This is a genomic window from Hoeflea sp. (assembly GCF_039975035.1).
GTDB lineage: Bacteria > Pseudomonadota > Alphaproteobacteria > Rhizobiales > Rhizobiaceae > Hoeflea.
Genome location: NZ_JBDWHW010000015.1, coordinates 1 through 11,145, shown reverse-complemented (window position 1 = coordinate 11,145; position 11,145 = coordinate 1). Strand labels below are relative to the sequence as shown.

The following is an 11,145-nucleotide window of genomic DNA, read 5'->3' as shown; positions in this document are numbered from 1 at the left end:
AGTCGTTCAGCGTTTGCGGCGCACAGCCGATCTTCGATGAAATGGATAGGATCGCCTGCCAACGCGATTCATGCTGGTCCTGATTGTCCAGAACCAAACGCACCGCGCGTTCACGCACTTCTGGGGAAAACTTGTTCGTTGACTTGCTCATGATGCTCCATCCTACTCGGGAGTTGGAGCCTCCGGCAAACCCGGCGCGGTTCAGTACACTCATGCCAAACATCCCGAGCAAACAACGTTGGGCTGAGAGCTTGGTTTCAGAAATCTTAAATGAGCGAAATTGCGGGAAGGCCTGTTAAAGGCGCGAGTGTTCCAGACGTCACGCCGGCGACAAGCAGATTCCGGCTAGGCTGCTGCCCTGCTAATCCTGCATCACTCCGCGTCGTAGCGCTTTTCGATGACGCCGAAATCACTGGATTTTTCATGTGCCTCAGCGATATTCACGCCTTCGGCCTGAAGACCGCGGCGCAACAATTCGCGAACGGCGGAGGCGCGGCTGGGCATGCGCTGCCTGAAGCGCCAGTCGTCGATGGCGCTGAGTTCCTCCGGCGACACCATGATCTGCAAGCGTTCGTTTCTTTCACGGTACATTTCAAAAGTCCCGGCTGTCCAATCTAAGGCTATATGTTAGTAAGTACCTCACTTTTTTCAAGTGGCTAAATAGGAGCTACAAATGCACTGTGCTCCCACTGCACAAGCGTGGCCTTTCTCTGGTTGTGTTTTTATATAACCATGCACTCAGACTGCACTGCTCATCCAGCAATTGAGGTGCCGCCGCGACACCCACTGCAGGCCATGAAGGAGTACACATGCATATGAGTCCAAAAATTCTGGTGGTTACCGACGAGCCTATGCTGACGGTGAACTTGCTGTCCGAGCTCGAGGATCGCGGCTTTGCCGTTGAGCCGATGAAGCCGAGGGAACACAGGAATTGCGCGCACTCCGGTATTGATGCTGCAATCTTCGATCTGCATCAGTCAGACGAAATGTCACTACGGTTCGCGTACAAACTGCTTCGTTCGGCGACACCTATCATCACGCTCGGCGGCGGGTCGTCGTTCAACTCCCTACGGATTGCCGGTGCGCAAACCTGTCTTTCCAGGCCGGTTGATTATGACAGGCTTGCAGACCTTCTTTTCAACTTGGTCAGTCAGCCTCTCGCAATCACACCACGTGCAGGCGCTGGCGTGTTGCAGCAACCAGCCGCCATGAGCGCAGACGAGCGCTAGGTTAGCCGGCGATCAAATCCTCCAACGCATTCACAACAGCTTGCGATATCGACTGGTTCGCGTCCATCGTTTGAAGTGGACAGGGCTTGTCCAGCCGCTTTAGCGCCTTGCCTAAACCGAACGAATTCGCCGACCTCAGGCGCGACAGTTCCTGCCACGTAACAGGAACGGCAACCGGTGCACCTTTGCGGGCCCGGATCGAATAAGGCGCCACCGCTGTTGATCCCCTGTCATTGCGCAGCCAGTCGATGAAGATTTTCCCCTTGCGCTTGGCCTTCGACATAGTGGCGACATAGCGATCCGGGTCGCGTTGCGCCATGAAGCTGGCAACTGTGCGTGCAAAGAACGTGATCGTTTCCCACTCGGCTGTCCGCCGAAGCGGCACCACCACATGCACCCCCTTGCCGCCGGTCACCATCGGCACGCTGTCGAGCCCGATATCGGTGAGAAGTTTGCGAACGTCCTTGGCAGCCGCCTTGACGTCGGAAAACGCCAAGCCCTCGTCCGGATCAAGATCGAACACCAGCCGGTCGGGCTTCTCCAGCATGTCAGTGCGCGAGCCCCAGATGTGAAACTCGATGGTCCCCATCTGCGCCGCGGCGGCAAAACCCGCCGTCTTGCCGATCACCATATAGGGCTCGGTCTTGCCGGAACTCTCTTCGATGTCGACGATGCCGATGCTGTCGGGAAACCCCTTGCCCGCATGTTTCTGGAAGAAGCAATCTCCGTCCCTGCCGTCCGGGCACCTGAGCAGCGACACCGGACGGTTTCCCGCCAGGTCCAGCATCCTTTTGGAAGCCTTCGCGTAATACTCGGCCACGTCACCCTTGGTGCAGCCGGAGTCAGGAAACACCACCCGGTCCGGGCTGCTGATCCGCACACCCAGCACCGTCTTGGTTTCACCGGTCGATTTGTCCGCTTTCTCGAGTTCCACCACCGCTGCATCCTTGTCCTCGCGTACACCCTGAAACACGCCGTGTCGGATACTGCCCTGATCCGTCAGTTCGGCAAACTCCACCTCGATCACCAGCTCGGGCTTAAGCCACTGGGCGGATCGCGCGACATCTCCAGGAACCTCGGCGAAGGGGCTGGTTTGACGCTCACACTTCTGCATCAGCGAGGACAATTTCTCGAGATCGGCTTCGCTGAAACCACTGCCGACGCGCCCGCGATAGACGAACGCGCCATTTTCGCGCGAACCAACCAGCAGCGACGCAAACGGCCTGTGTTTGGCAGACGAGGGCGAGAAGCCGCCGACAATGAATTCCTGTCTGAGCTTGGTCTTGATCTTTAACCAGCTGCCGCTGCGGCTGCCCGCATAGGTGCTTTCGCAGGCCTTGCTGATGATCCCTTCGCCGCCGGCCTTTTCGATCGCCTTGAAGACCTCGGACCCGTGCCCGGTTACGTGCTCGGAATAGCGGATGGGCGTTTCCTTCGCCTGCCCGGCAAGCAGCAGCGCCAGCGCTTCCTTGCGCTCCGTCAAAGGCCGTTTGACGAACTTCTCGCCATTGAGTTCAAGCAGGTCGAAGGCCATGAAGATGACCGGTCGTCCCTTTTCGAGATCGCCTTGCAGCGCCGAGAAAGACGAACCACTTGCCTTGCTCGCCGACACCACCTCGCCATCAATCAGCGCATTCTGGCAATCAAGCGCAGCGAAGGCCTCCGAAAGTCCTACGTATCGCTCGGTCCAATCCAGGCCGGTCCGGGTGTAAAGCTTCACGCCGCCCTTGCCCAAAGCGGCAAGGCAGCGATAACCATCGAACTTTGTTTCGTGCAGCCATCCGTCGCCCTCAGGCACATGGTCGCTGAGCTTTGCCAATTGCGGCTTGCGGAATTTTGGCGTCGGCAGTGTGAATGTAGACTTTCCGGGTTTTTCTCGTGAGGCTTTCACAGGCTGTTTTCGGACCGGTTTGCCTGCAGCGATCTCTTCCATACTCCGCGTACTGGTCACGCTGATGACATAGCGATCGGTGAGACCGTTTTCGTCCTCTTCCTCATAACTGTCGTGTTCTTTGATCAGCAGCCAGTTCTCGCGCTTCTCGTTTGTGCGCATCCGCACCAGCATCCAGCGCCCCTTCATTCTCTGCCCGTGCAGGATGAATTTGAGCTTTCCTGATTTCAGCCCCTTGGCGAAATCCTCCTGCGGTTCCCACCAGCCCTCATCCCACAGCATCACCGTCCCGGCGCCATATTGCTTGGCAGGGATTGTCCCTTCAAAACTGCCATAATCCAGTGGGTGATCCTCGGTGCGTACAGCCAGCCGTTTGACCGAGGTGACCGCGCTCGGCCCTTTGGTCACAGCCCAGCTTAAGAGAACACCTTCCCATTCCAGTCGGAAATCATAGTGCAGACGTCGCGCGGCGTGTTTTTGAACCACGAAGGCCGGCGTGTCGGAGGTCTTGCCCGAGCCGTCGCCGCTTGGTTCCGCTGTCTTGGAGAAATCGCGTTTGGCCACATAGTCGGCAAGTTTAGCAGCCGACACAAACATCAGGCAGACTTCTTCTTCGCCGCCGTCTTCGTGGGCTTCGCAGGAGTTTTGCGCGACTTTCCTGAGGACGACTTGCCATCAGCCTTGGCCAGGCTTTGCTTCAGCGCCGCCATCAGGTCGATCACATTGTCGCCGCTGCCGCTGTCGCCATCGCTCTCATCGGTCTGCACCCGCTTGGTCGACTTGCTCTTGGTCTTGCGATCAATCAGGTCCCTGAGCGCGATCGAATAATTGTCCTTGAACGCATCGGCCTTGAACGCGCCGGTCTTGCGCGCGATCAGCGATTTCGCGACCTCGAGCAACTCCTCGTCGGCGGTGTCGTCTTCGATTTCGGAAAACAGCGGATCGGCATCGCGGATTTCTTCCGCGTAGTGCAGGGTTTCGAGCAGAAGCCCGTCGCCGCAGGGTTTGACTGCAGCAAGATATTCCTTGCCACGCATCGTCACCTGTCCGAGCCCCACCATCTTGGTCGAGCGCAGTGCGTCGCGCACCACGCGGTAAGCATCTTCTGCCAGATCGTCGGTCGGCACCAGGTAATAGGGCTTGTCGAAATACAGCGGAGAAATTTCACAGGCGTCGACGAACTGGATCAACTCAAGCGTCTTCTTGGTCTCGAGCTTGATCTCGTCAATGTCCTCTGGATCGATCAGCAGGTACTGATCCTTCTCGTACTCGTATCCCTTCATGATGTCGCCGGCATCGACCGGACCGACGCCCGGCACCGTTTTCTGGTAGCGGACCGGTTTGCCCGAAGGCTCGTGGATCTGCCGGAAACTGACGCGTGCGCCGGTCTTCGTTGCCGAATACATTTCCACCGGGATCGAGACCAGGGACAGCCGGAGTTGTCCTTTCCAGATCGGTCGTGCAGCCATGATTTACTCCAGACTTCGCTTGCAGGGGCGGGAACCACGCAGGCGGGGATTCGCCCGCAGCGACGGCTCAGGCGTTGTGGTGAGCGTCAGAATACAGACGGCTGGCGCGCAGCCGGGGTGCCATTATCCATGCAAGCGGCGCCGCAGCAACAAATCCGGCGACGATGACCACCGGCAATAAGGACTTGGCGTGCTCACCGAGCGCGAGGATGGACAACACGGTGACCGCTCCGGCTCCGAAAAGCACGGCGTTGATGGGCAACGCGATCAGGCCGGCGATGAATGTGCGGGTTCGCATGGCGTTCTCCTTGGCTTTGGAGACAAACGCCGAACTCGCGCACTGGTTCCCGACGACCCTGCTGCGGCTGGTCTACAGGGCCGGGAGGTGGTGCAGAACATCTTCAAGATGGATCGGAAATTTCCGCACCCGTACGCCGGTCGCTTCATAGACGGCATTGGCAATCGCCGGGCCTGCACCGCAGATCCCCAGTTCCCCGATCCCCTTGCTCCCAAGCGGGTTCGAGTCTTGCGAAAATCCGTCCAGCATGTGCACTTCGAGATCAGGAACGTCGCGGTTGACGGCAATGTGGTACTCGGCAAAATCGCGGTTCATGAAGCTGCCGTAGCGGTCGTCCATCATGCTTTCTTCCAGCAGTGCACCGCCGATGCCGAAGATCATGCCGCCCATCAGCTGCGACCGCGCGGTCTTCTTGTTGAGGATGCGGCCCGCATCGAACACGCCAACCAGACGCCGAACGCGCAGCTCGCCGGTATCCGCATCGACTTCAACTTCTGCGAATTGCACGCCGTAGGAATACTCGGCCTTGCCGTTTCCGTGATTGTCGGGATCGACAGACCCTTCAGCCTTGAGACCGTCGCCGCCAAGCAGCTCTGCCAGCGCAAACTCGCTGTCACCGGCGACAAGCTTGTCGTGGTTCAGCGTGAACGCGTTGGCGGACACCCCGGCCTTCGCCAGGCGCTCGCTGATCGCACTTTTGAGATTTGTGCAGGCATCGAACAGAGCCGAGCCGGAGCTTGCAGCCCCGAATGACCCGCCCGAACCGGCGGTGGTCGGAAAGCTGCTGTCACCCAGCTCCACCGTGATCCGGTCGGCTGGAATCGACAGCGTCTCCGCCGCGATCTGGGTCAGGATCGTGTAACTCCCGGTGCCGATGTCTGTCATGTCGAGCCGGGCTGTCAGCCTGCCGTCCGTTGACAGGATGACCTCCGCGCTGGCCGGGCTAAGTGTGTTGGGTCGGATAGCCACGGCCATGCCGTGGCCGATCAGTTTGCGGCCCTCGCGGCGCGCGCCCGGTTTGACGCGGCCCGACCAACCGAATTTTTGTGCACCACTCTTGATGCACTCAACCAGGCGTCGGCTGGCAAAGGCATCACGGCCCGTCGGATCGGCTTCCGGCTCGTTGATCAGCCGGAATTCCACCGGGTCGATCCCGCACTTTTCAGCAAGCTCATCGATCGCAGTTTCGAAGGTCAGCGTGCCGATCGCCTCGCCTGGCGCGCGCATGCTGTCGACTTTCGGGATATCTGCCTTCACCACCCGGTGAATGGTATGGATCGCGTTTGCCGCATAGCTCGCCCGTGTCGGCGATGCCGGTGCTTCGGCAAACGGATAATTGCGCGCCATGCCGGCCAGCGAGTAATGCCGGATGGCCTTGAGCTTGCCGTCCTTGCCGGCACCCAGCTTCAGTTCCTGCAGATGGCGCGAACGGTGCGGGCCGTTGGAAAAGACGTTGCGCCGCGTCTGCGCCACACGCACGGCTCGCCCACAATGCTTCGCCGCGAGCGCTGCCAGAATGGCTTCGTTATGCACGCCCAGCTTGGATCCGAAACCGCCGCCGGTAAACGGCGAGATGATGCGGACATTTTCCTCGTCGATACCCAGCGTATTGGCAAAGGCAGACACCGCCGACGCGATGATCTGGATCGCCATGTGTATGGTAAGCTTCTCACTATCCCATTGCGCCACCGTCACATGCGGCTCCATGGCCGCCGAATGCTGCGCGCCGGTGAAATAGCTCGCCTCGACAGTGAACTCGGAGCCGGCAAACTCGGGGTCAAAGTCCCCATGATGCGTGTCCACCTCATCCAGACCGTCGACGCTCTCGGGCTTCACCTCCTGATCACGGTGATCGATCGGATTGAACACTCCTTCGCTTGCTTCGATCTCGATTTCGACGAGGCTAGCTGCGTGGCGCGCCTGCTCCAGCGTGTCGGCCACAACGAGAGCAACCGGCTCGCCGAAATGGCGCACCTGATCGTTTTCAAGCACCGCATGAGACTGGGTGAATCGGCCTTCGTCTTCGGGCGTACCATAAGGCTTCTGCGCCGGCGCGTTGCGGTAGGTCAGCACCGCGATCACACCTTCGGCGTTTTCCGCGGCTGCGGCATCGAGCTTGGTAATGCGCCCCGGACCTGCCGGAGCCTCGACGATATAGCCCTCGGCAATCCCGCCTTCGATCCGGTGATCCCCGGCATACATGGCCTTGCCGGTGACTTTTGCCGGACCGTCGATACGGTTGAGCGCGTCACCGATCAAGGTGGTGGGTGAGTGGTCCATCTCAGTTTTCTCCCAGTCCGGTGAGTTGCTTCAGCATCGAGACGACAACGCGGGGCGCCAATGTTATCTTGAAATCGTTGTGCCCATGACCGGTAGCATCCGCCATTTCCTGCTCCATGGCCTGCATGAAAAGCGCCCCATCGGGAGCACTGCCTTCCAGCAAAGCCTCTGCCTTTTCCGCGCGCCAGGGCTTGTGGGCCACACCACCAAGTCCGATGCGGACATTGCGCATCCGCCCGTCTACGATGTCGAGGGCAACAGCTGCGGAAACGACAGCGAAGGCATAGGACGAGCGATCACGGACCTTTCTGTAGGCCTGCAGCTTTGGCGGTGTCCCAGGCAATTCAACCGCAACAATCAGTTCGCCCTGTTCAAGAACATGGTCGAGATCCGGCCGGTCGCCAGGAAGCCGGTGCAACTCGGCAGCCGGGATGCGTCGCTCGCTGCCATCGGTTTTTCGCGTATGCACAACCGCATCAAGTGCTGCCATCGCAACGGCCATGTCGGAGGGATGAACCGCTATGCAATGCTCGCTTTCGCCCAGAATTGCATGAAACCGGTTCAACCCGTTCATGGCGTCGCAGCCGCTGCCAGGTTCGCGCTTGTTGCAGGCGCGCTTGGTGTCATAGAAATACTGGCACCGCGTCCGCTGCAGAAAATTGCCCCCCGTTGTCGCCTTGTTGCGCAACTGCTGCGTCGCGCCCGAAAGCAGCGCCGATGACAGCACGCTATAGTGCTTGCGGATCAGGGGATGGGCGGCAAGATTTGTGTTGCTGACCTGTGACCCAATGATGACCGAACTGTCACGCTCTTCGATCGTGTCCATGCCTGCGCGGCTGACATCGACAAGCACATCGGGGGTCTCGATCTGGTGCTTCATCAGGTCGATCAGATTGGTGCCACCGCCCAGGTACCTGCCATCGGCGACAGCGGAAAGATCATGGCTGTTATCGAGACGGCTGTACTCGAACGGTTTCATCGCTGATGTCCTGCAACGCTTCGGATCGCCTCAACGATATTGTTGTAGGCGCCGCAGCGGCACAGATTGCCGCTCATCCGCTCGCGAACCTCTTCGGGGCTGAGTTCCACCGGGTCATCACCGGTGACCACGCTCGGCAATCCTTCCTTGATCTCGTCAATCAGCGCCGCAGCGGAGCAAAGCTGTCCCGAGGTGCAGAAGCCGCACTGGAAAGCATCTTTCTCAACGAATGCCTGCTGCAGCGGGTGGAGTTCTTTCCCGTCAGCCAGTCCTTCGATGGTGGTGACTTCGTCGCCCTCATGGGTCAACGCCAGCGACAGGCAGGAATTGATCCGGCGGCCGTTGACGATCATCGTGCATGCCCCGCACTGGCCGTGATCGCAACCCTTCTTGGGGCCTTTGAGGTTGAGTGTTTCTCTGACCAGGTCGAGCAGCGTCCGGCGCGGATCGACCTCGACATCATGAGCTGTGCCATTGACTGTCAGGTGTAGCGGATACAAGGCGGATCTCCCTCATCGGACCAACAGGATGCCGGCTGCGCTGCCGGCGGGTGCCTGTTGAACCGCGCAAAGGCCCGGATCGTTCCGCCCACGACAGATTAATTCCGAACCGACGGTTTGGAGTGGAACGTTCCGCTCAGGGGTCCGTTGTGCTGGCTTGAGCCACTGAGGACTGCAGATGACATCGAAACGACAGACCGACAGCAATGCCCAGGAGGCTCTGGTCGAGAAGAAAACCCTGCACGAAAACACCTCTTACTGGGCCAAGACCCCGCGGATTTCAGTGCGGCATTTCCAAAACCTTCCGGCACAGACCTGCGACATCCTGATCATCGGAAGCGGCATCAGCGGCGCATTGATGGCAGAGCAGTTGTGCGACGGAAGCCGCGGCGTCATGATGGTCGACAGACGTCAGCCGGTGCGTGGGAGCAGCCTCGACAGCACCGCGATGATCCAGCACGAGATCGACATTCCGCTTCACCTGCTTGCGCGAAAAATCGGTGAGGAAAAAGCCATGCGGGCCTGGCAGCGCTCGCGTGATGCTGTCCGGTCCCTCGTCGAACTCGTCCAAAATCTTGACATCGAGTGTTCCATGCGGGCCAAGAACACACTCTATCTCTCTGGCAACGAACTGGGGTCCAAGGCGCTGAAAGCCGAGGCTGAAATCAGAGAGAAGGCAAGCATAAACGCAAAGTATCTCGACCAGGCAGCGACGCAATCCGAGTTCGGGATAGACCGTTCGGCTTCGATCGTTTCACGGGATTCCGCCTCGGCAAACCCGGCACAACTGACTGCTGGCCTGATAAGAACCGCACAGGCACGAGGGCTGAAGGTGGTGAGTCCCATCGAGATCACCGACGTTCTGCCTGCCGGCGACCATGTCGCGTGTGCCACTGCGCACGGGCAAGTGATCGTGGCCCGCCAGGTTGTCTTCTGTTCCGGATACGAGTTTCTTAAGCGGCTAGAAAGCCCGCAGCACTCCATCATCTCGACTTGGGCGATTGCCGCCAAGCCGCGATCGGCTGTGCCCGGATGGCTCAAGGATTACCTCGTCTGGGAGGCGAGCGATCCCTATCTCTATCTGCGAATGGCCGCTGACGGCTCCATCATCGCTGGGGGAGAAGACGAGGAAAGTTCGGACGCCTTCGATGATTCGAAAAAACTTGCCGCCAACACCGACACCATCGTGGAAAAAATCGAAAAACTGCTCGGCATCAGCCTCTACCCGCCACACAGCCGCTGGGCAGCTCCCTTCGGCAATACCACCACGGGCCTCCCTTTCATCGGTGCCGTTCCGGGTCTGGAAAACGTCTATGCCGTGATGGGTTTCGGCGGCAACGGCATCACATTTTCCAAGATCGCCGCCGAAATCGTCAATGCGCAGATCACTGGCGAAAAGGATTCCGACGCCGACCTGTTCAAATTTCCCACGTGATCGTTCAATTGAGTACAAAGGTTGCTTGCGGACGCCCGAAATCCGTTTGTTGCCGAGCCTCGGCGGGAGCAGCCAAATAAGTCGGCCGATCAAAGATCGAATACCGAACATGTGCTGATCCGCGCACCAATGCCCTGTCGAGGTCTTCATGAAGCAGCCCCATAGCGGGAATCCTATGCTAAACCCAAGTTAAGGCGACGCTACTCAATTCGGTAGCGATTCAATTACTGCTGGTGGCGACAGGCGCGTCTTGCTGTTTGGCTCAAGTCTTTCGGCTTGGTCGGCTGAGAATGAATGCGGCCGCCGCCACCATGCAGATTGTCTGCACCGCCAAGATGACGCCGGGATATCCCATGGCCACTGTGAGGCCAAGTGCCCCAGCCATCATGCCCAGGGCGAGGCATTTGTAACGCGGCGCGATGGCACCATGTGCCTGCCAATCGGCAATGATCGGGCCAAAAGTGCGGTTGCGCATGAGCCATGAATGCAGCGACGGCGCACTTCTGGCGAAGGCGAAGGCGGCAAAGATCAAGAAAGGCGTCGTAGGCAGTAGCGGCAGAAGCACGCCGACAACGCCAAGGCCGAGTGATACCACACCGAGAGTTTGCCACGCCAGCCTTGTTAAGCCGCAGGTCGACTGCGCTTTGTGTGTATCCGGCTGGGTCAAGCTGCTGGACATGTTTGACTCCCTGTAGGCGTATTTCAAATACCCATACAGGTTTCGCCGTCAGTCTTCAATGAACGCCGACGAACTACCCGGTTGCATTATGCCCGGCATAAGGCCGGCATATTCAGCCGAATGGCATTCGGCGCGGTAGAGGCCTCAGGATAGAGAAAACCAGAGAGCCTTTTCCCTGCCCTAGATTCACAAACCAAGTGCCGCACCTGCTATATGGGCAAGTGCTATCGGAAACCACTGCAACCGGCATTGTCATGTCTGGATGGCGCCCGTTTGGCAATATGATTTCAGGCGATGTTTGAGCTTTGCGGGTCGGGTGCAGTCATGTCTCCGGCCTGTTTTTGCGGCACCATATGACCGCTGGCCCTGATGTTGTCCGCGTGAA

Annotated in this window: 10 protein-coding genes and 1 pseudogene; 2 read left to right on the top strand and 9 right to left on the bottom strand. The window is 59.0% G+C overall.

The features are described 5' to 3' along the window. A pseudogene (locus ABJN75_RS01290) lies at positions 1-151 on the bottom strand (IS3 family transposase); the annotation flags it as partial. Between the two features lie 221 nt (positions 152-372). Continuing rightward, a complete protein-coding gene (locus ABJN75_RS01285) occupies positions 373-591 on the bottom strand; it encodes a hypothetical protein (protein WP_348436084.1) in 219 nt (72 codons plus the stop codon). A gap of 218 nt (positions 592-809) precedes the next feature. On the opposite strand from ABJN75_RS01285, the gene ABJN75_RS01280 reads away from it, so the two are divergent. Next, a complete protein-coding gene (locus tag ABJN75_RS01280; protein ID WP_348436082.1) occupies positions 810-1,229 on the top strand; it encodes a hypothetical protein in 420 nt (139 codons plus the stop codon). A gap of 1 nt (position 1,230) precedes the next feature. Here ABJN75_RS01280 and ligD read toward each other — a convergent pair whose 3' ends face one another. From ligD to ABJN75_RS01250, 6 genes are all read right to left on the bottom strand, one after another. Then, a complete protein-coding gene (gene ligD / locus ABJN75_RS01275) occupies positions 1,231-3,717 on the bottom strand; it encodes a DNA ligase D (RefSeq protein ID WP_348436080.1) in 2,487 nt (828 codons plus the stop codon). Beyond that, entirely contained in the window at positions 3,717-4,589 is an 873-nt protein-coding gene (locus tag ABJN75_RS01270; RefSeq protein ID WP_348436078.1) for a Ku protein, read from the bottom strand. Before ABJN75_RS01270 ends, ligD begins: the two co-directional genes overlap by 1 nt. A gap of 67 nt (positions 4,590-4,656) precedes the next feature. Further along, positions 4,657-4,887: a hypothetical protein gene (locus ABJN75_RS01265; protein ID WP_348436076.1), complete on the bottom strand. Its 231-nt coding sequence runs from the start codon at positions 4,885-4,887 to the stop codon at positions 4,657-4,659. Positions 4,888-4,959: 72 nt separating this feature from the next. Further along, the gene (locus ABJN75_RS01260; RefSeq protein ID WP_348436074.1) at positions 4,960-7,167 is read right to left on the bottom strand and encodes a xanthine dehydrogenase family protein molybdopterin-binding subunit; all 2,208 of its coding nucleotides are present in this window, start codon (positions 7,165-7,167) and stop codon (positions 4,960-4,962) included. A gap of 1 nt (position 7,168) precedes the next feature. Next, positions 7,169-8,146, bottom strand: a complete 978-nt coding sequence (locus ABJN75_RS01255; RefSeq protein ID WP_348436072.1) for a xanthine dehydrogenase family protein subunit M — start codon at positions 8,144-8,146, stop codon at positions 7,169-7,171. After that, positions 8,143-8,646 carry a 2Fe-2S iron-sulfur cluster-binding protein gene (locus tag ABJN75_RS01250; protein ID WP_348436070.1) on the bottom strand — a complete coding sequence of 168 codons (504 nt, stop codon included), beginning with the start codon at positions 8,644-8,646 and terminating at the stop codon, positions 8,143-8,145. Before ABJN75_RS01250 ends, ABJN75_RS01255 begins: the two co-directional genes overlap by 4 nt. Before the next feature lie 178 nt (positions 8,647-8,824). On the opposite strand from ABJN75_RS01250, the gene ABJN75_RS01245 reads away from it, so the two are divergent. Then, a complete protein-coding gene (locus ABJN75_RS01245; protein WP_348436068.1) occupies positions 8,825-10,081 on the top strand; it encodes an FAD-binding oxidoreductase in 1,257 nt (418 codons plus the stop codon). A 262-nt stretch (positions 10,082-10,343) separates the two neighbouring features. On the opposite strand, the gene ABJN75_RS01240 is transcribed toward ABJN75_RS01245, so the two are convergent. Next, a complete protein-coding gene (locus ABJN75_RS01240; RefSeq protein WP_348436066.1) occupies positions 10,344-10,760 on the bottom strand; it encodes a YbaN family protein in 417 nt (138 codons plus the stop codon). Between the last annotated feature and the right edge of the window lie 385 nt (positions 10,761-11,145).

Coding starts and splice junctions, on each gene's coding strand:
- ABJN75_RS01285 (WP_348436084.1), bottom strand. CDS start 591: ATGTACCGTGAAAGAAACGAACGCTTGCAGATCATGGTGTCGCCGGAG.
- ABJN75_RS01280 (WP_348436082.1), top strand. CDS start 810: ATGCATATGAGTCCAAAAATTCTGGTGGTTACCGACGAGCCTATGCTG.
- ligD (WP_348436080.1), bottom strand. CDS start 3,717: ATGTTTGTGTCGGCTGCTAAACTTGCCGACTATGTGGCCAAACGCGAT.
- ABJN75_RS01270 (WP_348436078.1), bottom strand. CDS start 4,589: ATGGCTGCACGACCGATCTGGAAAGGACAACTCCGGCTGTCCCTGGTC.
- ABJN75_RS01265 (WP_348436076.1), bottom strand. CDS start 4,887: ATGCGAACCCGCACATTCATCGCCGGCCTGATCGCGTTGCCCATCAAC.
- ABJN75_RS01260 (WP_348436074.1), bottom strand. CDS start 7,167: ATGGACCACTCACCCACCACCTTGATCGGTGACGCGCTCAACCGTATC.
- ABJN75_RS01255 (WP_348436072.1), bottom strand. CDS start 8,146: ATGAAACCGTTCGAGTACAGCCGTCTCGATAACAGCCATGATCTTTCC.
- ABJN75_RS01245 (WP_348436068.1), top strand. CDS start 8,825: ATGACATCGAAACGACAGACCGACAGCAATGCCCAGGAGGCTCTGGTC.
- ABJN75_RS01240 (WP_348436066.1), bottom strand. CDS start 10,760: ATGTCCAGCAGCTTGACCCAGCCGGATACACACAAAGCGCAGTCGACC.